Annotated in this window: 30 protein-coding genes; 4 read left to right on the top strand and 26 right to left on the bottom strand. The window is 32.9% G+C overall.

Annotated elements, in window-relative coordinates; all coding sequences use genetic code 11:
• Positions 1-142 precede the first annotated feature (142 nt).
• Both GKG00_RS05945 and GKG00_RS05940 read right to left on the bottom strand, forming a co-directional pair.
• Complete coding sequence (locus GKG00_RS05945) at positions 143-1,096, bottom strand: ketopantoate reductase family protein (RefSeq protein ID WP_094207805.1); 954 nt, start codon at positions 1,094-1,096, stop codon at positions 143-145.
• A gap of 19 nt (positions 1,097-1,115) precedes the next feature.
• On the bottom strand, positions 1,116-2,765 hold the full coding sequence (locus GKG00_RS05940; RefSeq protein WP_154254711.1) for a putative manganese-dependent inorganic diphosphatase: 1,650 nt from the start codon (positions 2,763-2,765) through the stop codon (positions 1,116-1,118).
• A 164-nt stretch (positions 2,766-2,929) separates the two neighbouring features.
• On the opposite strand from GKG00_RS05940, the gene GKG00_RS05935 reads away from it, so the two are divergent.
• A complete protein-coding gene (locus GKG00_RS05935) occupies positions 2,930-3,451 on the top strand; it encodes an isochorismatase family cysteine hydrolase (protein ID WP_154254710.1) in 522 nt (173 codons plus the stop codon).
• Between the two features lie 35 nt (positions 3,452-3,486).
• Here the strand turns inward: GKG00_RS05935 and GKG00_RS05930 are convergent, their stop codons facing one another.
• The 13 genes from GKG00_RS05930 to GKG00_RS05870 all read right to left on the bottom strand — a co-directional run bounded on the left by GKG00_RS05930 (position 3,487) and on the right by GKG00_RS05870 (position 13,549).
• Positions 3,487-3,939: a hypothetical protein gene (locus GKG00_RS05930; protein WP_094207828.1), complete on the bottom strand. Its 453-nt coding sequence runs from the start codon at positions 3,937-3,939 to the stop codon at positions 3,487-3,489.
• Between the two features lie 35 nt (positions 3,940-3,974).
• A complete protein-coding gene (locus tag GKG00_RS05925; RefSeq protein ID WP_094207829.1) occupies positions 3,975-4,331 on the bottom strand; it encodes a hypothetical protein in 357 nt (118 codons plus the stop codon).
• A gap of 171 nt (positions 4,332-4,502) precedes the next feature.
• Positions 4,503-4,925, bottom strand: a complete 423-nt coding sequence (locus GKG00_RS05920) for a hypothetical protein (protein WP_154254708.1) — start codon at positions 4,923-4,925, stop codon at positions 4,503-4,505.
• Between the two features lie 81 nt (positions 4,926-5,006).
• A complete protein-coding gene (locus GKG00_RS05915) occupies positions 5,007-5,267 on the bottom strand; it encodes a type II toxin-antitoxin system RelB/DinJ family antitoxin (protein ID WP_012291209.1) in 261 nt (86 codons plus the stop codon).
• A gap of 110 nt (positions 5,268-5,377) precedes the next feature.
• Positions 5,378-6,478 (bottom strand): tRNA 2-thiouridine(34) synthase MnmA, encoded by a 1,101-nt coding sequence (gene mnmA, locus GKG00_RS05910; RefSeq protein ID WP_154254706.1) that lies wholly within the window; start codon positions 6,476-6,478, stop codon positions 5,378-5,380.
• A complete protein-coding gene (locus tag GKG00_RS05905) occupies positions 6,471-7,559 on the bottom strand; it encodes a cysteine desulfurase family protein (RefSeq protein WP_154254704.1) in 1,089 nt (362 codons plus the stop codon). The genes mnmA and GKG00_RS05905 overlap by 8 nt, the downstream gene beginning before the upstream one ends.
• 123 nt (positions 7,560-7,682) lie before the next feature.
• Complete coding sequence (locus GKG00_RS05900) at positions 7,683-8,561, bottom strand: type II CAAX endopeptidase family protein (protein WP_154254702.1); 879 nt, start codon at positions 8,559-8,561, stop codon at positions 7,683-7,685.
• 73 nt (positions 8,562-8,634) lie between these two features.
• The gene (locus GKG00_RS05895) at positions 8,635-9,321 is read right to left on the bottom strand and encodes an ATP-binding cassette domain-containing protein (protein ID WP_154254701.1); all 687 of its coding nucleotides are present in this window, start codon (positions 9,319-9,321) and stop codon (positions 8,635-8,637) included.
• A gap of 2 nt (positions 9,322-9,323) precedes the next feature.
• Positions 9,324-10,364 carry a hypothetical protein gene (locus GKG00_RS05890; protein WP_154254699.1) on the bottom strand — a complete coding sequence of 347 codons (1,041 nt, stop codon included), beginning with the start codon at positions 10,362-10,364 and terminating at the stop codon, positions 9,324-9,326.
• Positions 10,351-11,379 (bottom strand): FtsX-like permease family protein, encoded by a 1,029-nt coding sequence (locus tag GKG00_RS05885; protein WP_154254697.1) that lies wholly within the window; start codon positions 11,377-11,379, stop codon positions 10,351-10,353. The genes GKG00_RS05890 and GKG00_RS05885 overlap by 14 nt, the downstream gene beginning before the upstream one ends.
• Before the next feature lie 127 nt (positions 11,380-11,506).
• Complete coding sequence (locus tag GKG00_RS05880) at positions 11,507-12,160, bottom strand: YitT family protein (RefSeq protein WP_154254696.1); 654 nt, start codon at positions 12,158-12,160, stop codon at positions 11,507-11,509.
• A 461-nt stretch (positions 12,161-12,621) separates the two neighbouring features.
• Positions 12,622-13,206, bottom strand: a complete 585-nt coding sequence (gene rbr, locus GKG00_RS05875; RefSeq protein WP_094225241.1) for a rubrerythrin — start codon at positions 13,204-13,206, stop codon at positions 12,622-12,624.
• An 82-nt stretch (positions 13,207-13,288) separates the two neighbouring features.
• A complete protein-coding gene (locus GKG00_RS05870) occupies positions 13,289-13,549 on the bottom strand; it encodes a G5 domain-containing protein (protein WP_278726115.1) in 261 nt (86 codons plus the stop codon).
• Positions 13,550-13,678: 129 nt separating this feature from the next.
• On the opposite strand from GKG00_RS05870, the gene GKG00_RS05865 reads away from it, so the two are divergent.
• The gene (locus tag GKG00_RS05865; protein ID WP_241673661.1) at positions 13,679-14,455 is read left to right on the top strand and encodes a YdjY domain-containing protein; all 777 of its coding nucleotides are present in this window, start codon (positions 13,679-13,681) and stop codon (positions 14,453-14,455) included.
• Positions 14,456-14,565: 110 nt separating this feature from the next.
• Here GKG00_RS05865 and GKG00_RS05860 read toward each other — a convergent pair whose 3' ends face one another.
• The 8 genes from GKG00_RS05860 to GKG00_RS09045 form a co-directional block, all read right to left on the bottom strand.
• Positions 14,566-15,183, bottom strand: coding sequence for a hypothetical protein (locus GKG00_RS05860; RefSeq protein WP_154254694.1), 618 nt, complete (start codon positions 15,181-15,183; stop codon positions 14,566-14,568).
• Between the two features lie 77 nt (positions 15,184-15,260).
• Positions 15,261-16,277: a hypothetical protein gene (locus GKG00_RS05855; protein ID WP_154254692.1), complete on the bottom strand. Its 1,017-nt coding sequence runs from the start codon at positions 16,275-16,277 to the stop codon at positions 15,261-15,263.
• Positions 16,274-16,789: a prepilin-type N-terminal cleavage/methylation domain-containing protein gene (locus GKG00_RS05850; protein WP_154254690.1), complete on the bottom strand. Its 516-nt coding sequence runs from the start codon at positions 16,787-16,789 to the stop codon at positions 16,274-16,276. Before GKG00_RS05850 ends, GKG00_RS05855 begins: the two co-directional genes overlap by 4 nt.
• Complete coding sequence (locus GKG00_RS05845) at positions 16,764-17,087, bottom strand: prepilin-type N-terminal cleavage/methylation domain-containing protein (RefSeq protein WP_154254688.1); 324 nt, start codon at positions 17,085-17,087, stop codon at positions 16,764-16,766. Before GKG00_RS05845 ends, GKG00_RS05850 begins: the two co-directional genes overlap by 26 nt.
• Positions 17,071-17,541, bottom strand: coding sequence for a prepilin-type N-terminal cleavage/methylation domain-containing protein (locus tag GKG00_RS05840; RefSeq protein ID WP_154254686.1), 471 nt, complete (start codon positions 17,539-17,541; stop codon positions 17,071-17,073). Before GKG00_RS05840 ends, GKG00_RS05845 begins: the two co-directional genes overlap by 17 nt.
• Positions 17,531-18,082, bottom strand: a complete 552-nt coding sequence (locus GKG00_RS05835) for a hypothetical protein (RefSeq protein WP_154254684.1) — start codon at positions 18,080-18,082, stop codon at positions 17,531-17,533. The genes GKG00_RS05840 and GKG00_RS05835 overlap by 11 nt, the downstream gene beginning before the upstream one ends.
• A gap of 138 nt (positions 18,083-18,220) precedes the next feature.
• Entirely contained in the window at positions 18,221-18,769 is a 549-nt protein-coding gene (locus GKG00_RS05830; protein WP_154254683.1) for a DUF5067 domain-containing protein, read from the bottom strand.
• A gap of 129 nt (positions 18,770-18,898) precedes the next feature.
• The gene (locus tag GKG00_RS09045) at positions 18,899-19,024 is read right to left on the bottom strand and encodes a hypothetical protein (RefSeq protein WP_277752816.1); all 126 of its coding nucleotides are present in this window, start codon (positions 19,022-19,024) and stop codon (positions 18,899-18,901) included.
• 171 nt (positions 19,025-19,195) lie between these two features.
• On the opposite strand from GKG00_RS09045, the gene GKG00_RS05820 reads away from it, so the two are divergent.
• Entirely contained in the window at positions 19,196-19,927 is a 732-nt protein-coding gene (locus GKG00_RS05820; RefSeq protein WP_002840097.1) for a TraX family protein, read from the top strand.
• Positions 19,928-20,019: 92 nt separating this feature from the next.
• Complete coding sequence (mnmH, locus tag GKG00_RS05815) at positions 20,020-21,039, top strand: tRNA 2-selenouridine(34) synthase MnmH (RefSeq protein ID WP_154254681.1); 1,020 nt, start codon at positions 20,020-20,022, stop codon at positions 21,037-21,039.
• A 59-nt stretch (positions 21,040-21,098) separates the two neighbouring features.
• On the opposite strand, the gene GKG00_RS05810 is transcribed toward mnmH, so the two are convergent.
• Genes GKG00_RS05810 through pta form a run of 3 tightly spaced genes read right to left on the bottom strand, consistent with a single transcriptional unit; the run spans position 21,099 to position 23,370 of the window.
• Positions 21,099-22,007 carry a putative ABC transporter permease gene (locus GKG00_RS05810; protein WP_154254679.1) on the bottom strand — a complete coding sequence of 303 codons (909 nt, stop codon included), beginning with the start codon at positions 22,005-22,007 and terminating at the stop codon, positions 21,099-21,101.
• A gap of 33 nt (positions 22,008-22,040) precedes the next feature.
• Positions 22,041-22,397, bottom strand: a complete 357-nt coding sequence (locus GKG00_RS05805) for a hypothetical protein (protein ID WP_227930600.1) — start codon at positions 22,395-22,397, stop codon at positions 22,041-22,043.
• Between the two features lies 1 nt (position 22,398).
• Positions 22,399-23,370, bottom strand: a complete 972-nt coding sequence (gene pta, locus GKG00_RS05800; protein WP_154254677.1) for a phosphate acetyltransferase — start codon at positions 23,368-23,370, stop codon at positions 22,399-22,401.
• Positions 23,371-23,385 lie beyond the last annotated feature (15 nt).

The following is a 23,385-nucleotide window of genomic DNA, read 5'->3' as shown; positions in this document are numbered from 1 at the left end:
AAAAATTTCTAAAAAAACACAACACTTTTTCTAAATAAATTTAATGTTGAATTATTTGATTTATTATTTTAACAAACAAAAACCACCAATAAAATTGGATAAATTCCAAAATTATTGGTGGCAATAATTGTCGTATTTTATTTTACAAACTAAACATATTATCGTAGTTGTTCATTTGAACCATTGCTAATCTGTAGATTGTTTCATTAACTGGTGCTTCAAGTCCAAGTTTTTTCGCTTGTCTTACGATTGCTCCATTCAAGAATTCTGCTTCAGTTTTTCTGTGTTTTTGTGTGTCTTGTGCTGCAGATGGTAGTATATCTCCGTATTCTTCGAATGCATCTGTGACGTATTTTCTGAAAAGTTTGTCGCCGTCGAAATTGTAGCCCAATTTGTCAGTAACGGCTATGAATTCATCTGAGATAGCTTTTAAAATTGCTACGGAATTTTCGTCAGTTCTAGTGTATTTTGTGGACAAATGCATTACTGCGCAAGGTAGGTTGTAGATTGCGTTGATGTATAATTTTCTCCACATAATTCTGTCTACATCTGGATTTAATTCTGTTTTGATGTCGTTCATGCTGAATGTTTTTTCGATTTCGTGGAACAATTTATCGTCGTGGTTTTCATTGATAGCGCCAAATATTACGTTGGTTTTGTCGCTGTCGTATCCTGCACTGATAACTCCTGGTTCTTCGATAGATGCAGAGATGAACATAATTCCTTGTGCGATGTTTTCTTCTTTGATGTACTTTTTCAATATATCTACGTTGCCGATACCATTTTGAAGTGTCATTACGACTGTTTTGTCGCCTACGATGTTCATATTTTCAGTCAAAATCTTTTCTGTGTCGTATCCTTTTACAAGAATTACAACGACATCTTGAACTTCCAAATTTTCTGAAGATGTGTTTGCAGATGTTACTTTTACTGTGCTTTCGCCGCCAGTTCTGTCGATAATTCTGATTCCATCTTTTCTAATTTTTTCCATGTGTGCTTCGTATGGATCTACTAAATTGACTTCGTTACCAGGAGATTCGATTGCTTTTGCAAGCATACAACCCATTGCTCCTGCCCCTAAAATTGTAATTTTCAATTTATCTCTCCCTTTCAAATTAATTCTCTTGGATATATTTTAACACAGCTTGGTTAAGTTTTGGGATCATTTGTTTTTTTCTTGAAAGAAGACCCTTTGCCAAGAATGAATTGTTGTCGATTTTAGTATCGAACGCCCCTGCTAATTGTTCTTGGAACATTCCAGAAACCAAAACTTCGCTTTCTTCTCTAAAGATATCTGTAAGAATTAGTACAAATGTAGCTTCTTTCTTGTCGTTTCTAATTTTGTTCATTTCTTCAAGTAAACTGTCTTTGATTTTGCCAAGATTATCCAAATCCATTGAGAAGATTTGTGCGACTCTGCAAGTGTATGATTCGATGTTGAATGTCTTCACATCAGTGTTTAACAAATCTGCTGGTGATTTTCCTTCTAAAGATGTTCCAGCTTTGAACATTTCCATCGCAAATTCTTCTGGGTTGATGTTGGCGATTTTTGCCATTCTATCCAAAATCATTCTATCTGTTTCAGTTGCAGTTGGTGATCTGAACAATAATGTATCGGAAATTATCGCTGAACACAACAATCCCGCAGTTTGTCTTGTAGGAACAATTCCTTTTTCCAAGAACATTTTGGAAAGAATTGTGCATGTTGATCCAACAGGTTCGTTTCTGAAATAAACTGGATTTTGTGTAGCGACATTCGCAACTCTGTGGTGGTCGATTATTTCTGTGATGTCGCAGCATTCCATATCATCAACCGATTGGTTTCTTTCGTTGTGATCCACCAAGATTAGCTTCTTCTTTTCTTCGTTGATAACGTGATATCTGGAAATATTTCCCACAACTTTGTTTTGATTGTCAACTACTGGATATGATCTGTATCTTGTCTTGGACATTGTGTTTTTAACATCTTCAACAGTGTCTGTCAATGTGAAATTAACAACATCGTCTCTTGTCATAACGTAGTTTACAGGCACAGATTGCGGTAGAAGACGTGCTGCCATGTATGTTTGAAATTCCGTAGAAATTACTATTATGTCCTTTTGTTTTGCTTTTTCTATCAATTCATCTGATAATTTGTTGCCACCAGTAAGTATAATCATGGACACATTTTTTTCTATCGCATCTATTTGTGAGTCTTCTCTGTTACCCAAAATCACGATGTCATCTTCTTCCAAATACTTCGCCATTTGTTTCGGATCCATCGCTCCTACGACCATTTTTCCGGATAACGCTCTGTCTTCTGCTGGAATATTCAAAACATTCGCACTCAAAACATCGATGATGTTTTCCACAGGAGTTTCTGAATGGTGAAGGATTTGATCGTCCCACACTTCCATGTAACATTTTGTGATGTCGGAAATTGACACAACCCCAAGAAGTCTTTCTTCGATGTCGATTACTGGCAAACTAGCGACCTTTTTTTCTTGCATAATATTAGTCGCTTTGTAAAGGCTCGCGTTTTGTGACACGCATGTTGCCACATCAATGCTCAAATCTTTGACTTGTGGCTTCATTGAGTCCTTGAATGTCGGTGCATCCACTCCAAAATAATCCAACACGAATTGAGTTTCCCTATTGACATCGCCAAGTCTTATCGCTTCGACGTTCTCTTCTCCAGTTCTTTTCTTCAATTCTTGATAAGATAACGCCGCACAGATAGAATCTGTATCAGGGTTTTTGTGACCAGTTATATATATTTTATCCATATTTTCTCCTTCATAAAAATCAACCAAACATTATTTTTCTGCCGATTGGCTGTTTAATTTTATTTTCCTAACCTTTATGATTATATACCAATCTTTTGATAATTTAAACACTTATTGTAAAAAATTTTGTATTTGAGATATAATGATTTAAAGGAGTGACATAAATGGATAAACTTTTAATCGTAGTAGACTTTCAAAATGATTTCGTAGATGGAGCTTTGGGATTCGACGATGCAAACAAACTTGAAGACAAAATCTGTGACAGAATCAAAAAAGCAAGAGAAGACAATGAACAAATCATCTTCACATTCGATACTCACGAAGAAAATTATTTGAACACACAAGAAGGCAAATTTCTTCCAGTAGAACACTGTATCAAAGGAAGTAACGGACACAAATTGTACGGAAAAGTTGCAGAATTAGTAGAAAAAGACGACATATTAATCGAAAAACCAACATTTGGTAGCATTGAACTTTGTGATTACTTAAAAGAACACCAATTCTCAGAAATAGAATTGTGTGGACTTGTATCCAACATCTGCATACTTTCCAACGCAATACTAGCCAAAACATTCAACCCAGAAGCAACAGTAATAGTCGACAAAAACTTGACTGATAGCTTCGATGAAAAACTAAACAAAGAAACATTCGACATACTCAAAGGAGTACAAGTAGTGGTAAAATAAAATAGCAGCCACGGCTGCTATTTTTGTTTTCTATTTTATATTGTCAATATCATACAATAACCTTTATTGGCATTTTTATCATACAAATATAATTTTTTTGTTCCATCTTTTTCAATATACTTATAAAGTATATGCTTCGAATTTTTTAATTTCTCAATATCTGCTTTTAATTCTTGTATTTGATTGTTTTTTTCTTGTTCAGATACCATCATAGTCTCAAAATGATTATCAAAAATCTGATCGAGTTCGTCATTCTTTTGCCTAAAATCTTTGAGATTATCCCGACTCTTTAATGAAAAAGAATAGATATCAAATCTATCATTTCCGAAACCCCTATCGCTTTCAAATCTTATTGTATAATCTTCAATTGATGAACTCATTTCAGATAAATCATTAATATTCTTATTCGATCTTGCAACATATACTATAGATAACACTACAGAGATAAAAGCAAGCATTAACATTAAAATTATTTTTCTTGTTTTCATAGTAGATTTTAATTATATACTTAACTGCTAATTGTCTATTTTACATTGTCATCTGAATAACCGATTGATATGTTTTCATTGAGGACGTATTCTTTGGCTGCTTTGTAGTCTTGGTTTTTGTTGAATTCCAATAGCTTATCTTCGTGTTGTTTGGTTACGTCTTTGCCATCTTGAGTCAATACCAAATGTTCTTCGTCCTTGGCAAACTTTTCTAATGTAGCTTTAATTAAAGTATCGTCTTCTTTTTCCGGATTTTTCTTAACGTATCTTTCAATTATTCTATGAGTGTCAGCATCGTCAGCCTTTGTCATGTTAGTTAGAAAATACGCATTGCACACAAGTGATATTGCAAAAAGTATTGCCACAATTGTAAATTTCTTATCATTTTTCATGATACTCCTCCTTTTCGTGAAAACCTTTTTATTAATCCTACTCAACATTTATGTTGGTAACTTAATTATATCATTTTTTTTTTTTTGAAAAATCAACAATAAAACCAAACTTTGACATTTTGTAACTATAAATCATTACCCGATGTACATCGTTATCATACACTTCTTCTTTTACAATTTATTGTATTCTTTTGTTAAGTTATCTCTCAACATTTCAATATTTTCCAAATATTCATACGTTGAATCGTACACTTGATTAATTTCTTTTCTGATTCTCCAATCTGTAAATGGGTTGTCGAACACAATGTCTAGCATAAAATCTTTCATTGAATACAAATCACCGAAGTCTTCCAATTCCACGTGAATGTCCGACAATTCTTTTTGCAATCTTAGTGAAAGATTTTCGATTAAGTGAAGTTTGCTTTGAGCTTTTTCCATTTTGCTTCTCTTGAAAAAACCAATCATACCATCGCCAAATATAAAATCTGCCATAGCCCAGTTTTTCGCCGATTTCAAATCGTTAAGTACATCTTCAAGTTTTATTATTAAATCATCACACACATCAATTGCTTCTTTTATTTCTTGTTTTTGCATAGTCTACTCTCCTTCTTATACAATATTTACCACAAATATCGTCAATTTATTCACCATTTGACATATTGTAATAATTGGAGGTTACTTATTGTTTACCTCATGAATAGTCCCGCCTGTTTTTTCCATTTGTTCTATAGATTTTTTTAATCTTTCAATGTTTTCAGCACTGTAAAATGGATCTTTTTCTGTAGATATTTCAAAAGGAATTTTTCTTTGTCTTACAACTGTTCTTGCGAAAATATTAAAAGCCGTTGACATGCTCATTCCGACTTCTGAACAAAATGAATCGAATTGCTTTTTTAGATTTTCATCCATTCTTATATTAATATTTGTTTGTGCCATAATACCAGCTCCTTTCAACATTATTTTATCACAAACAACATACAAATAACATACATTTTAAATATTTTCACTCAAAAAAACCACCAGATTTTACAACCTAGTGGACCATATTATACCATTAATTTTTTATCTCCATTGTACACTTCGTCTATTATCGCTGATCCTATGCACACTTCGCCGTCGTAGAACACTGCTGCTTGTCCTGGTGTTACGGCTTTTGTGTCGTCATAAGTGACTTCCACATGCGTGTCGTCTATGAATTTGACGTGCGCTCGGATGTCTTTTTGTCTGTATCTGAATTTCGCTGTGCAATCAAACTCGTTTCTGTCCAAATGATTAAGCGATGTTTCAAATTGGCTGGCGTATAATTTGTTGGAGTACAATAGCGGATTGTCTTCTCCTTGGCATACGATTAATTCATTTGTCTCCAAATTTTTACCACACACAAACCACGCTGCACCGTCACCACCAATTCCAAGCCCTCTTCGTTGACCGATTGTGTGATACATGAGTCCGTTGTGTTTGCCCATTATATTTCCATCGACATCAACGATGTTTCCTTGTTTTGCTGGTAAATAATGCGACAAAAATTCATTGAAGTTTCTCTCTCCGATGAAACAAATTCCCGTAGAATCTTTCTTGTCAGCCGTAGCTAAGTTATATTTCTTCGCTATCTCACGCACTTCTTTTTTTTGAAGTTCTCCAACTGGAAACATTACATTTTTGATTTGGTCTTGCGTAAGTTGGCTTAGAAAATACGTCTGATCCTTGTTATTATCAAGCCCACGAAGTAGCTTCACTCCGTCATCTCCTCGTTCAATTCTCGCATAGTGACCCGTCGCCACATAATCTGCGCCTAATTTCATCGCAAAATCCAAGAACGCTTTGAATTTGATTTCCTTGTTGCACATTATGTCGGGATTGGGAGTTCTGCCCTTTTTGTATTCGTCCAAGAAATAAGTGAACACTCTGTCGTAGTATTCCTTCTCGAAATTAATCGAATAATAATCTATGCCGATTTCATTCGCAACAGCGACCGCATCCTTGTAATCTTCTTCTGCCGTACAGACGCCATCATCATCTGTCTCGTCCCAATTTTTCATGAAAATTCCCACGACATCATAGCCTTGTTGTTTCAACAAAAGTGCTGCCACTGACGAATCCACGCCTCCACTTATTCCTACTACTACTTTTATTTTCGAATTATCCATTGTATTTTCCTTTTTCGTACAAATCATTTAACACATTTACTGCTTTCAATATTTCTTCTTCTGTATTTTTAAAACCAAAGCTAAACCTCACCGAATGTTCTGCCCTTTGTCCGTCGTACATATTTTCAATCACATGTGAATTCGTGATGCTACCTGCAGAACAAGCAGATCCTGCCGACACGCACACCCCATGCATATCCAAATAAGTCAACAAGAAATCATTCTTCTCAAACGGAATGTACAAGTTCAAAATGTGAGATGCAGAATTGTCCACATTACCATTAATTTCGTATTTGAATTTGATGTTTTCAATGAAAATCTTCTTCAAATTTGCAATATACTCACATTCTTCGACAGATTTCATCAGAGATTTCTCCAAAGTAAATGCCCCCATCACAAAAGAAGTGCCACCTCTTCTGTAATTTTCTTGCTCACCTGCATAAATCAGATTATCCAAATCCTTCCTTATATACAACACCCCGAATCCGTTGAGTCCTCCTAGTTTGTGTCCTGAAAAAGACAACGAATCGCAGTGCAAATCCTCAACATCGACATCCACGTGACCCACCGATTGAGTCGCATCGATATGATACCAAATCTCCGTATCCTTCAAATATTCGCCAAGTTTTTTCACAGGTTGAATAACTCCCGTTTCATTGTTTACATGTTGAAGAATAATTAGCTTTGTATTAGGTGTGATATTTCGTATAATTTCATCGCAATCAACCACACCGTTTTGTTGTGCATCTATCAAAATTACATTAGATTTGTTGTGATCTAGTGGATTCAAAATAGATGGATGCTCTATTTGTGATGTGATAATATCGTAATTTTCATCAGAAAAATTATTGATAATATAATTGTTGGATTCACTCGCACCGCTTGTGAACACAATCCTATCATCAGAAGTATTCAAAAACTTCGCAATCTCGTGACGGGAATTCTCCAAAGTCTTCTTCGCAAGTCTTCCCATTTTGTGAATACTATCCGCATTCGCATCAAAATCCATCATATTATTCATAATATATTCAATAAGCTCCAACCTTTTCAAAGATGTCGCCGCATAATCCAAATAAATCATAATCTAACCTCTCTTACATGCTATTATACTATAGTTTTTCAACAAAAAAATCAACATATGATTACAATAAACAAAAAACCTCAATGCGAATTTACACATCGAGGTTTGTAGATAATTTCAAATTTATTCTTTTAAATCTTCGTAATTCAAATGTCTTAGTTCTCGTTTCTTCTTGAAATCTTTCAAGAAAACAAACATCAAAACCATACACACAAGCATCACAATTCCAAAAATCGAAGAAAAACTTTGCACCACAGCCTCATTCGAAGAAATAACCACGCTGAAAGTGTTGTTAATCATGTGAAGAAGAATGGATGCGTAAATGCTTTCTGTGTAATAATACACCGCACAAATCACAATCCCTCCGATTAATGCATAAGCTCCTTGGAACAAATTAAAATGGAACACTCCGAACACAATCCCATTCAGAATAATCGCCCATTTATAAGGAAGAAGTCGTTCATTTTCTGTAAATAAAGTCCCACGCAACATCAACTCCTCTGAAATCGGAGCGAAAATCGTAATAGCAAGAACCGACAACATCATATTGCCCTTCATCAATTCTTCAGATGCCTTGTTGTAAACTTCAAGGCTGGACACGATTTGTGGGAAAAATTTGCCCAAATACATCATCAAAGCAACAGTAATATTGATAAGACCCATAAGTCCAATTCCCACCACGAAAAGCTTCACGATTTCAGAAAAAGTAATCTTTCTTGTCTTCAAGTAATCTCTGTTGTATTTCGTTTGAAAAATCTTCGTTCTAAATTTAATGATTAAAAGGAAAATAATCACTCTCAGGATTTGTCCACATAGAAGAAAAGCCGCCCCGTTTTTCGCATAAAAATCTTGGAAATTACCATCAAATCCTACAAATTGGGCAACAATTCCTCCAATCACTCCAACAATAAGTTCTGGAATTACGAACAAAAGCAAAAGGATAACCCCTTGTAAAATCGCAATCAAAAGATTAGAAAATTTTAGTTTTTTTGTATTCTCCATAAAAACCTCCAGTTGATTATATATACCCAAGTTTTCTTGCAATTAAAAATCAAGCACTAGGCTTGATTTAAAATTATTCTTCATTTTTGTGAAACTTTCCATCTTCCAATTCATATTCCACAAAATCTTGTTTTTTCAAATTATCTGTCAAATACTTGTCGTGACTCACAACTACGATAGTTTTTGATTTTCTTCTCAAAACTTCGATATATTCTATCAGCTTGTCCTTCATTCTAAGATTAAGTGTGTTCGAGGGCTCATCCATTAGAATAACAGACGGCTCATTCACCAAAGCTCTTGCAATGGTCACTTTTTGTCTTTCCCCACCTGATAGAAATTTTACTTTTTTGTTCAAAATATCCGTTATTTCAAATTCTTCGCTAATCTCTTGAATTCTTTGTTTTCTGTCAGCTCTCTTGTATTTCGATGAGTAAATTAATGGTATGAGAATATTATCGTAGGTAGTCTCTGATTCTATCAAATTGTATTCCTGAAAAATAAACCCAAACACTTCATTCCTGTATTTAGACATATCTTTTTCGGTAAAATCTCCAACTGATTTGGAATCCAGAATATAATCTCCTGAATATTTCCTATCCAACAAACCCACAATCTTCAAAAAAGTAGTCTTCCCTGCTCCGTTTTCTCCTGAAATAATGATATTGTCCCCATCGTTTATATTCATTTCAGCATTATCCAATACAAGAAGTTCTTCCTCGTTTGTGCTGAATTTTTTGGTCAAATTTTTTATTTCTATCATAATCAATCACCTATCAAATCAATCAGATCGCTTCTTTTCAAAATCAAATACATAACTATTTCTAATATCAATATACATAAAATCATGTAAATAAACGCCACTACCGAAAAAATATTAATTGCAAATCCATTTAATACGAAAATTAAACAGAATGTTGCAACATTTACTAAAACTACGAAAACGGAGTTTCGTGCCATAATATCCTTGGTTCTAGCTCCTGATAAAATGTGTATTTTGTATTCTTTTTGTAAGCTTTTTAGCATATATTTGAAGAAAATCACAAAACTCAATATAGTTATACCCATCGTAATCAGACAATACGGAACAATGTATTTGAGGATGAATGTATTTTCATCGTCGTCGTGTTTTTTATTTGTATTATTAATGACCATTAGCTTGTTGTCGTCGAAAATCTTCTCAAATTGTCTGTCAATGCCTTTATTTATCTCATCTTCTGAAAACTTTGCATTCTCAATTAAACCAAGTACTTCTCCATCTTGAAACTTGTAGCCACTAACATTTTTATATTTATCAGATTTTATTTCCAATAATACTCTTTTATCATAATCAATATAGCTTTTGATTTCTTGATTCATCATATCATAGTCCATCGCATCATGAGTAACCACTTCAAATTCCGCCTCATTCTTCAAGTCAGTCACATTTTTATTATCAACTAACCAAAAAACTCTGCTACTAGTGTTTTTGTTGAGTTTTCCATACAACACAAATATCCCTGTATCACAATTTCTACAAAGTGATGAATTCGTAGTATAAGTGTGCCCGTTTTTCAAAAATATATCGTCCAGTTTTTTTCCATAAGTATTCGAATAATCGTATCCCTTGTCATCAGTTGTCTCTAATACAACAGCGCTATAAGCCTGTTCACTTAATTGAAACTCTGCGAAGGTATTTCTCAAATAAGCATCTGTTGCAGATTCCACGATTGTTCCCAATGAGAAAATTAAAAGCACCATCAAACAAAACACAACTTTATTTCTGAAAACATCCATTAGCCCTAGTTTAATATTATCTTTTATCATACAAGACCTCTTTTTCAAACTCATCGTAGCTGATTTTAGCTCTTAAAGCACTCAAAATCACAGTCAATATTATTAGAATAATCTGCAATTGCAATATAAGATAAATCGTGATTTTGTTTTCATTAATAATTGCAAGATATCCATACGTCAATGCTGTTGATATTGCACATGTTATAAAACTATACTCCAAGGCTTTTTCAAGGAACATCTTCATGATGTCTTTTCGTTTTGCACCAAAATTTGCACTTACAATTACGAATTTCTTGTATTTGTTCAAAAACATCCACAATGCAATTGCATACATTGCCAATGCCATGACCGTACTATTAGTAATAAACTGAGCATACACCTTGTATTCTGGATATGATTTTATTAAATCCCTTAGAGTAAGCTTGTCGTACATTTTAATTTCTTTTCTCTTGTATCCGATTTTTTTAAGAGATTCTGCAATCGCTTTCAATGACTTATCATCACTAGAATCTATGTAAAGTGTTGAAATGTTTTCTGGTTTAATTGTGAATAGATTTCTCACTACATCGACTTTTCCATCATTAGCAATGTCAGATTGAACATCAAACATATTAATTATCTCAGTATGATAATTATTTTCTACTTCTTTTTTATCGTAATCCGATATTTTCCCTTCTACAAAATCAATCACTGGATATATCAAAATAGACACATTATTTTTGTTTTTGTAATCTTCTTTTGAAAAATACCTAGATGTAGCTGGATCAATTATTTTTGAAGAACCCATATAGTATTTCATCACTGGATCATATATTGCAACATCTTTGGAGTTTTTTATTTCAGCTACAACTGATATGTTTTCATTCATATTAAGAAAGTCAAGGCTATGATTATTATTGTTTGATTCAAAAGCTATAAGTTTGTCACTCATAAAATAAGGAGAAGGTTTTCTGTTGTTCCCATATAAATAATTAAATCCAAATATCAGTGTCGAACTAGTCAGAAATATCAATAGGATTATTATTTTATTGTCTTTTAGTCTCATATCCCCCTCCTTTTGATTTTGCATATCGTTTTCTTAACCCAATTATATATCTTGTTATTGTATTTGTAAATCATTTTAACTTATCAATTTAAAGCAATAAAAAAATCAAGCACAAGGCTTGATTGATTTAAGCTTTTGATACGGCTTGATTTGCCATTTTGATTTCTGAATTTGGAAGTTCTACTTCGAATTGTCCTATCAAAAATGATGATATTACAGTTGTCAAAAGTGAGAACATAATTCTGTCGACTGGAATATAGATAAGTGACAGTGCCAACACTGTTATATCTGAGAACAAATACGCTAATGATATTTTAAGTCCCGATTTTGTGGATATCGTCATTGCCAAGGCGTCATCGCCACCTGCTGCTCCACCTTCACTTACTACAAGTCCGCATCCCAATCCGATGCAAATTCCTCCGACAATACTTGCTAACAATGGCATATCGTACATACTTGGTAACACTGGCCCTATAATATTGAAAAATTTCGCAAATACGGCAAATGATATTGTGGCTACGAAAGCTTTCTTCACAAAATCAAATCCCATTATTGAAAATCCAAGAACGTAGCAGCTCACATCCAATATTACTGATGTTATTGATTGGTCAAATCCGAAGATTTTGTTCAAGAACAACATCATTCCAAGCACTCCGCCCTCAGTTACGCCTGATTGTTTATGTACGTTCACTACTGCGAACGCCATTATTGCACATCCTAGGATTATTTTAAGTAATCCTTTTTTAGTTAATCCGAAAAATTTTAGCATTCTACTAAGCATTTTATCTTCCCCCGTTTAGAAATTAGGAAGTTAAAGTTGACCACGAAAAAAAGACTGCGGTTCAAGTTTAACTTGCCTTTGCAATCTCTGGTTTTGATGCTTTTTTGTTTGCTGATTTTTTCTTGTAAAAACTCTGAACCTTATTGTTCTTTTTAGCCTATAAGAGTATCACATCAGATCCTTTCCAGGCTCTTTATCGAGCAATAGTCATCAGATAAAAACTACCAAATAATTGTATTTGGTACCCATAGATAAATAATTACAACGAAATTATATACTATTTTTAGCTAATTGTCAATGTTTTTGGTAAAATATTGGAAAATTGTGTGTAAAATTTTGGTATGATATGTGTGTTGTTTACACTTTCGCTTTAATATTTGAAATTTAAAGCGAGAATGATTTTTCTGAAAAACAAAAAAACCCCAAAAGTCACAAAACTTTTGAGGCTTGATTGTCTAATCTTAATAAGTTTCTTTGAAGATTTCGAAGAATCCTTGTGGATGATCACATGCTGGGCATTTCTTTGGTGCTGTTTTACCTTCGTGAATGTAGCCACAGTTGTTGCATTTCCATAAATAAACTTCTTCTCTTTCGAATACTTTTTCTTTTTCGATGTTTTCTAATAATTTTCTGTATCTTTTTTCGTGAGCTTCTTCAACTTCTCCGATTTCAGTGAATACACGTGCGATTTCCTTGAAGCCTTCTTCTTCAGCGATTTTGGAGAATTCTGGATACATTTCAGAATTTTCGAAGTGTTCTCCTTCTGCTGCTGATTTAAGGTTACTCTTAGTGTCTCCTAAGTGAACTGGGAATCCTGCTTCGATTTCTATTTCAGCGTCTTGTAAATCTTCACTCAAAAACTTCATGAATCTTTTTGCGTGAGCCATTTCGTTTCTTGCTGTTTCTTCAAAAATCATAGAAATTTGAACGTATCCTTCTTTTTTTGCTGTTTTAGCAAAATATGTATAACGCATATTTGCTTGACTTTCCCCTGCAAATGCTGCCATTAAATTAGTAGCTGTTTTTGTACCTTTTAAGCTTGCCATAATATTTCCCCCTTGTAAATTTGAATGAATTTAACAATTCATTTCTAATATAACTATACCACAAACCAAGAATTTTATCACATTACATGTCAGATTTGTTCAAGTTCAAATCGTTAATAATTCCCTTTGTTCCAACTTTTATAACCGTTGGAGAGCCTTCTTCGATTATTTCTTCCTTTTTAATTGTCGGTTGTCCGTTGATATCTTCGTAGTACAATTTTTTAATAGTAGGTGTTCCCTTTTTTATCACGATTTCTTCACCTTGACGCATATTATTATCGTAAATTTTTTCAATCTTAGGATTTTCTTCTACAATTGCCACGTCTTCTCCGTATTTTTTCACACTAATCACCTCTTTTATTATTATACCTTAGATTTCATTTATTTATTCAGCTTATAAGTAGTGTGTTATTTATTAGATTTTACAATAAATGAACACTTAAAACTATGATAAAATATAGCTATAGTATTAATGAATGAAACGAAAATAATTAAACTATTCAAAGAAGGGATGATTTTTATGAGAAAATTCAAAATTTTGGCATTATTATTAATGGCGAGTTTGATGTTCGCAGGATGTTCTAAGGAAGATAATAAACAAACTTCTTCTACAGAACAAAAAACAGAAGAAAAAACTGAAGAAAAGAAAGAAGAAAAGACTGAGGAAAAAACTGAAGAAAAGAAAGAAGAAGCACAAGAACCTACAGCTGATAATCCTATGATTGTCGACGAAGCTAACAAACAAATCAAAGTTTATGCTGAAGTTAACGATAAGTTCAAAAACGAAAGCACAATGCATGCTATCGTAGCAAAATCAGGTAAAAATAACGAACAATCAATGTTTGTTTCTTATGCTAACCAAAATGATTTGTACGATGCATTAGAAAAAATCGGTGCAAAACCAGGTAACAATGTTACAATGGACAACATGGGAAAAGAAGCCGTTAAAGGTGATAAGATTGATCTTACATTTAAATTCCAAGGATCAGATAATGAACAAGGAATTAACGATGTCATTAAAGATTCTTCAGGAAAAGAAATAGACATCAGATTTGGTGGTAACCAAAAACCAGCAAAAGATATGAACACAGGTTGTATGACATGTTTGCAAAGTTGTCCTTTGGGAATAACTTCAAACGCATCACAATTAATTGGCGCTGACGAAAAAGACGGAGTTAAATATACTTTGGCTGATTCAGTTCCAGCTGATAAAACACCTGTTGTTATCACTTATAAATTAGCTAACTAACCATTTCATTTAAAATTCTCTATTTAAAAAGGTAGGCTTTTATTAGCTTACCTTTTTAATTTTTGTATGTATTTGCATTCAAAAAACGCCCACAGTTGTGAGCGCTTGTGTTATAAGAAAACAATGTTTGTAGTTTCTATCCAATTTATCACTATGTTGTAAATGAAAAGTCTAACAAATCTCAATCCAATGTACAAAGACATGAATGTGATGATGACGTAAGGTATTTTCTCAAATTTGAAGTTTTTGATGTTAAGTCCCAAGAAAAACAACAATATAACGAAGGCTTCTGCAATAACAATGTAAACTCCCAGTGGATAAAGTGCCATTGACATTGCTGCTTGAAACATAACTAATAGCAATATGCTGTAGTTTTCGTCTTCTCGCCAATCATCTTTTACGAAAAACTTGTTAGCTACTCTGTAAATTATTTTGAATTTAAGAATAGCAAACGCAAATATAAACACGCATCTTATCGCAAAATAAATGTATCCTACGAGAAAGTTTCTCCTGATAAATGCAATTGTGTCAAAGCTTGAATAATATTCCAAAATAGCTGTGATGATAAAAGCTAATAATCCCATTTTAAACAAGCCGTGTTTTTTATTTTTGAATCGATTTTTCGGAAGTTCCAGTGTTTCTCCCATAAACTCGAAAATCTCGTATACATTATCGTAAAGCTCAGATTGTTTGCTATTCATTTCACCTATTTTTTTAAATTTATTCATAAGCAAACCCTCCCCTTTTCGCTTATCATATATATATTATACATCATTTCAAAGTAGAGTTTCAATCATTCCATCGATTATTTGTAATAACTACCCGCAAACTCGTATTTTTTACTCGTGTATTTTGTTTTATCTTCTGTAAATTTTATGTCGACCTCTTTCGTTGATAAATATTCTCCATTTACTTTATAACTATCTGCGTTGAAATTTTTGAGTATCAATATCCCATTAACCGTAATTTCAGGAGTTTTTTGGATTTTTTCATTTTCTACATAATACACGTTAGCCTTATCGATGAACACTCCATCTATTGTAACATCGTTAAGTATCGTGATATCATCTGAATCAATTACAATGTTTTTCTCTTTTGTGGAAAATTGTACTAATTTAGTCAGAAATTCATCATCTATTTCTATTTTTTTATCTCCGTCATTTTCTTCATAGTCATTTCCCTTTTCATCTTCCGAAACTTCTTCGTTGTTTTGATTTGTTTTTTCGGCTACGAATTCATTGTATTTTTCATCAGCGACCTTTTTGTCCACAAAATACGTTTCATCATTCAATGAAAATATTAAACAATCTTTTATTCCGATGCTTTTCTTTCCTTCAATGATTTCCGGCAACAGTTCATCGATTTTTTCTTCTGATATAATTCTTTTTTCAAAAGGATTTTTCCTATTATACACCATTCTAGTCGTTACTCTGGAACCGTTAGCTTCTGAAAAATCACTGGTGTTTTCTTCAAATCTATCTCTTGGATACTCACTTGTAAACGAAAAAACTTTAGTATCTCCTTCTTTTTCTGTAAAAAAGTTGACATTTGTTGGCTTACTGAATTCTGGGATATCTGCAGTCTGAATATCAAATGTGCCCTTATCAGAATTTTCACTCAATTTTTTATCAAAAAGCTTTCTCTGATTAATTATTTTGACTTTTGAATAAGCAATCGCCTTGGCTTGAATGTAGTCGTATTTGTAAGCGTTGACAGTTCTGATATTTTTAACTTGGACAAGCACAAACACAATTACAATCATCAGCACGAATATCATGTAAAGAGCATAAATTGTGATGTAGGCTTTGGATTTTCGTTTCATTTTACCTTATCTCCGATGTAGACTACAAGTTTCTTCCCATTTTCTTTTAAATAAATGTAGTTGTCGTCATGACTAAATGTGAAATCATCACCGTTGTCCTTGAGTTTATTCTGAGTTATCCTACCGTTGGGCCCGTGTTCTTTTAAATCATCAAAACTACTAGGATCTGTAAAAGCGTATCGTATGATTTTGCCATTTTCTTTCGTAAAATACACATAGTTTTGCTTATCATTAATATATTTTACTAGGACAAATCCCATTGATTGGTCGAAATGAGTCCAATTAGGCTTTTCTGTAATTACAGACCTCGACCTTTCGATTTCGTTTTTTATGTAATATGAGCAATGGTCGACATCGTCCACGTTGTTTTTCAGAGTAAAACTCGACTGCATAATTTTAAAATTAGTCTTAAACGATAGGAAAATCACACCCAACACTACGGAGAATATGAACAAACTCACCATAACTTCAAGCAACGTAAATCCCCTACTTTTCTTTGTAAAATGACACATCTTTCGCAATATCTCCATTAGTTACACTGACATTTACCTTAACCAAATCTCCCACATCATCTTTTGTTACAACGACTTTTGAATTCTCATCAACAATTGAATCATCCACATCATCGTGCGCTTTCAAATATTCCACAGAATTGTCCAAATCACGTAGCACAACATTTTCAGTGTAGGATTTATCCTGCATCGTAATCACATTTTTAAGCTGTGAATAGTACACTACGACACAAAGACTCACCAAAAACAACGCAAACAAAACCTCAAGCAGTGTAAATCCCTTATTTTTTCGTCTCATCCACATCCACTCTCCCTGTCGCTATGTAACAATTTATCCTGTATGTTTTGTTTTTGGTTTCGTAATAAATAGTCGGAAAATGTGTTGCTGCAGATGACTTGGATATATTTGCACCGATATTTCCAAGGTCGAACGTACTTTCCCCGTCTTTATTTAAGTAAAGTTTGCCGTTTTTCAATTCTCTTTTTGCTATAAATTCACCTTTGTTAGAATCGTAAAAACCATAGTAATCCTCACTAAATCTAAATCCGATACTTCTTCCTGAATTCATCGCAACACTTCTGGCACTTTTCAAATCGCTAACAAGCGTATTAATCTCTTTTCTACTTGCAACATCAGTTTTGAAGTCGTATTTAAAAACGCAAGTCATAATCACAACAGAAATAATGAATAGACTCACCATCACCTCTATTAAACTGAATGCCTTAGCTTTCATTTTTAATTTAGAAAACATTTCCCATCACCACATACAATAAAAAAGAAGACCAAATCACAGGAATGAATGCAATCTCCTCATTCTCTTCTTTTCTTATAATATAAATCAAAGCCCTGATTCCACTAATAATTCCCAGATAAAACACAAAACTCACCAAATCTGTGAGGCTTTTGCTCATGCCAAGTCCTAGAATAATCAAACAATCCACATTACCCATAAACTTTTCCTTAGTGAAAAAATTAATCATCAAAATAACCAATAATAGCAGAAAACTCGTCAGAAAAAATTTAGAAAACACAGAAACAATAATGCTACAAATTATGAAAAACAAAACATTAATCCAGTACACCTCATTAGTTTTGAAATCATCAACCATCATGTCGCTACAGCCAAGTAATAAAGCAAAGTCGTAGATTGATGTTGTATTCGTAATGCGCAAAATCGCATACAAAAATACCGAAATCAACACAAACACTCCAACGTTTTTGATGGACAATCTCTTCAAGTAGACATCCATCAAACACTTAGCCATCAACATCAAAACTATTATGGTTTCCATATTTTCCTCCATAATAATATTATATTATATTTTTAGCTAAAATAAACATTTTATTGTAAAGTATTGGTTAATTTCGGTCATTAAAGCTAGTCAATTATTTAAAAATTACCACAGAAAAATTCCATGGTAATTCATTTATTATTTTAAATTAATTTTAAGAGTGCCTATTTCTCCAGTTGAACCTGTAAATTTCAAAGTTATATAATCTTCATTATTTTTCAATAAAAAATATAAACTTCCTTCAATTTTAGAACCTTTTTTTACTTTAATCTCACCAGATTCAGAATTCTTTAAATCAGATGATTGATAATAATCTAATGGTATTTGAGTTTTCTCATTTTCTTGAAATGCCTCTATTTGTTGATCAAATACTAAGTCTTGAGCAGAGACTGGATCATCTGCACTAACATTCTCGAATTCATAATCATTTTTTATTAAATTCTCATTAGTATATTGTTCTTTCATTATTTTGCTATCATTTATTTTAAAATTTACAGTTCTAAAATGGACTACATTATTTTCTTTATCAAAATAATTTATCTTATCATTACCACTATTTTCACTATTAGTACTAATTTCAGCACTTTCAGTTTGATCGGTTTTCGCAGTTATTTCTTTTGGTTCTTTGTTAGAACAAGATGCAAGCATTAAAGATGCTAATAAGAACAAAGCTAGTTTTTTATTCATTTTTCTCTCCAATATATTTTATTAGTATGTAAAATACCTCTTATCTTATATAGTACAACAAATTATTGATGTTTATCAACTGTTAATTTTTAAATTAAATTTAATATAAATTTTTCTATAATATGTTAATTAGTCAATCATTTTTCGTAAATAATCGCTGTTTATTACGCAAACTTGAATATCTTTGTTATTTGATAATGCACAACATATATGTTCATTTTCTATATTGTCTTTTGTTACGCGTATATATTCCATGAATTTTCACCCCATTTTTATTTTATTATATACCATTTTGAAGGTTATATATTCTTTGTTGTGTATGTATAATTTATCGCTTGAATTATTCTCTTAATTTTTATGTGAAAATATTGCAAATTTGTTCAAATTATTGTATCATACATTATACTCAAAATTTAAGGAGGACTAATGGATATTAATAAACGATTTGAACACGATAAATTAAAGAAATTTCAGATATTCAACGCAGCTCAGCTAAAATACATTGCGTTTACATCGATGCTGATAGATCATGTTAACAACTCGATTGTAACGCATTTTTTAAATGGAAAAGGAGCATTGTTGTATATCTCGAACTTTCTATCGATATTAGGAAGAATTGCATTTCCAATATTTATATTCTTCATAGTTGAAGGATTTTTCAAGACACACGACAGGGCGAAATATCTTCGAAACTTATTGGTTTTTGCGGTGATTTCAGAAGTTCCGTTCGATATTTTCACATCGAAAGTGTTGTTCGATCCGTATTGGAACAATATGATGTTCACGTTGGCATTGTGTCTTGTAACTGTGTGGATAATTGATTATATTAAAGATAAATTTAAGAACAGGATACTTTGGTACGGTGCATCTGTAATAATCGTCGCTGTTTTCGGATTTTTGGCAATGTATTTAAGCTTGGACTACGATTATCATGCGATAATTCTAGCTTACTTGTTCTACATTTTCTACGACAAGCCAGTAATTTCTGCAGGTCTTGGATATTTGTCGATTATCAAAGAAGTGTATTCCTTCTTGGGATTCGCCTTTACTGTGACATACAACGGAAAACGTGGAAAACAAAACAAATTGGTAAACTATCTATTCTATCCAGTTCATATATTGATACTTGGACTTGTTAGAATGTATTTTAATTTTTAATTGGGAACTTGCGATTAGCAAGTTCTTTTTTTGCCTAAAATCTCTTTTACAAATGTGACAAAAGGTGTATAATTAGTATTTTGGAGGCCAAAATGTTCGTAGCAAATACTTATGAAGAACTTATAAATATGGAAAATATAATATTTGTCGATGTTAGAAGCGAATACGAGTTTCAGAAGGAAACTATCCCCGGAGCTATCAATATTCCAATACTAAATAACGATGAAAGAGTGGAAATCTCAACGATTTATGATGCAGGAGATCACGAGTACGCTAAGCAATTGGCAGTGCGTTACGCATCTGTAAAACTCGAAGACATCTATGTGAAATTGTCTGATTTGAGCGAAAATCACAACGTGTGCTTGTTTTGTTACAGAGGATCAATGAGAAGTACGGTGCTTTTTAACATAATGAAGTCCATGGGACTTGGTATTTACAGGCTAAAAGGCGGATACAAATCGTATCGTAAACATGTTATCGAAAACCTAGTTAATCTTATAAATTCACACGAATACGTGAACATAAATGGCTACACAGGAGTTGGCAAGACAGAAATTCTGAATTTTCTGGAAAAATCTCACAAAAACGTCCTCAACTTGGAACAACTTGCAAACCACAGAGGCTCTATTCTTGGAAATGCTGGATTGAAAAATCAACCATCGCAGAAAATGTTCGAAAGTTTGCTTTTCGATAAGCTAAAAAGTTTCGATGATGAACCTGTTTTTGTGGAATGTGAAAGTAGCAAAATAGGAAGCTTGAATATTCCAAAATCTTTGAGACAAAAATACAACAGTTCACATCATCAGGTTATGATAAATTCAAGCCTTCAAAATAGAATTGATAGAATAAAGTGTGATTATTTGAAAAATCCTCATGCTTTGGAGGATATAAAAAAAGGGATAAATCATTTATCCAAATACATTGGCAAGAACAACTCATCTATTTTGATTGATAAACTAGAGGACGAAGACTACGATAGTGTTATAGAAAGCTTGATTACGAAATACTACGACATCAATTACGCAGTCAAATCAAAAGATTTTGAGTTGGAAATAAACAACATCAATAGCGAAAAATGTGCCGAAGAAATAATGAGATTTTATGCAGTTTAATTTCGTATAAATATAATTCAAATACAAAAGCAGATGCCATATAAGACATCTGCTTGTTTTTATTTCTTGTAAGTTATATCGTTTCTCTTTGCAACTCTTTGGATGTTTTTTTGGTGAGTTTGTAATCTTTTAAGTCTCTTATTGTAAACTTTATCGATTTTTTTGTTAATCAATTCGACTTTTTCGTCGCTTTCAACTTTTTCATCCAACAATTCTTTGAGCTTTTCTTCGAGGTTGGTTTCTCGTGCTATTCTGTTTTCCAATATTTTGGCGCTGTTTTCTATGAAGGATTTCTTGATTTCAACATTTTCTATTCTGTCTCGAAGAGCAGTCTTTATTTCCGACAAATCAGCCTCAAGTGTTTGTGATCCTTCCAATGCTTTGAGCTTGACATCTTTTTTGATTTCTTTCAAGTATGATTCCATTTTTTCTTGGTATTGAATTATATACCTAAATCCATAAGCTTGTTTTACTGAAATTACAACATCTACGGAAAATATAGCGATTAGAATGTAAATCACGAAGTTGTAGTTTGAGTTTTTGATTTTTTCAGTGAGTTCAAGTATGTATTTGTTGGAATAATCCATCATGAATATGGACATTACTCCGAAAAACAGTGATGATCTGAGGCAGATTAGCCCCTTTACATTCATGAACCTTTCTGTGTAATCCCAGTATCTTACTTTGAATATTTTTTCAATCAAATATCCCGATACGAATTCCAACGCAGTTGCAATTATAAGTCCCGAGAAAAATATTACGATGTATGAATCGTTAAACCTTGCTATTGCGTGATCAACAAAAAGCGTGATGAACACTGCTCCAAACCCATATATCGGAAGTAATGGGCCGTACAAGAATCCCCTGTTTGTGAGTTTCTTTTGTCCGGCGCTTACCCATATTACTTCCCAAATATATCCAAAAACTGCATAAAAGAAGAACATATATATGAAATTAATTAACTCCATTTTATCTCCTTAAAGACAAAGATAGGCTTTCACCTATCTTTGTCTTTTTGATTTATTTTTGTATATTATTGTATAAACTAGATGTATTATTATTGCAAACGCAAATGGCATATATATTCTACTAAGCGAAAATTCTTTCAAATATTTGACTATTGCCATTATGGAAACCACTGCACTTGCAACCAAATACAACCTCAATTCCTTCAAAGATGATATGTCCTCATCTCTTCTGTCGTAAATCATTTTAGTCACGACTAATAACGATGCTACGAAAACTACTAGCATAATTCTTGTGAAATTCTTACCTGATACTGCGATTTCTACTAAAAATCCAGAGAACAACAAGAATATGACATATGTTATTAGCGTGAACAGTCTATTATTTTTCACTTTATAATGCTTGAGCAGCTGTTATTATAGCTAGCTTGTACACGTCTTCTTCGTTGCAACCACGAGACAAATCGTTAACTGGTTTTGCCATTCCTTGCAAGATTGGTCCTATTGCTTCAAATTTTCCTAATCTTTGAGCAATTTTGTATCCGATGTTACCTGCTTGTAAATCTGGGAATACGAACACATTTGCATTACCTGCTACGTTTGAACCTGGAGCTTTTTGTTTTCCTACAGATTCAACGATACTAGCGTCAAATTGTAATTCTCCATCGATTGGAAGTTCTGGTGCCATTTCTTGGGCAAGTTTAGTAGCGTTGGCAACTTTTTCTGCAAATGGGTGTTTTGCAGAACCTTTTGTAGAGAATGAAAGGAATGCAACTTTTGGATCGATATCGTATAGTTTTGCAGTTTCAGCACTTACAACCCCAACTTCTGCTAATTGTTCTTCGGACAATTCGATGTTGATGGCGATGTCTGAGAATACGTATCTTTCGCCGTTTGGTCCAATCATAACCATTGCTCCTGATACAAGTTTTGTACCTGGTTTTGTTTTGATGATTTGAAGTGCTGGTTTTACAGTGTCTCCAGTTGAGTGAACTGCGCCTGATACAAGTCCGTCTACTTCGTCACAATAAAGCATCATTGTTCCGTAGTAGTTTACATCTTTAAGCATAGTTCTTGCTTGTTCTTCAGTGTTTTTGCCTTTACGTCTTTCAACAAATTTGTCTACTTTTTCATCGAAATCAGAAGCATTTAGTGGATTGATGATTTTAACCCCTTCAATGTTCAAGTTTTCTTGGTTTGCTAATTCTTTGATTTTTTCTTCATCACCTAAAATTACAGGAGTAATGATTTTTTCTTCGTTCAATCTCGCTACTGCTTTTAAAATTCTTAATTCTTCTCCTTCAGGAAATACTATCTTTAAGTTTTTGCCTGAGATTTTTGATTTCAATGATTCAAATATATCCATTTTCTTCTCCTTTAT

Source organism: Finegoldia sp. BIOML-A1 (assembly GCF_009678325.1).
Classification (GTDB): domain Bacteria; phylum Bacillota; class Clostridia; order Tissierellales; family Peptoniphilaceae; genus Finegoldia; species Finegoldia magna.
This window is presented reverse-complemented; position numbering and strand designations above follow the sequence as displayed.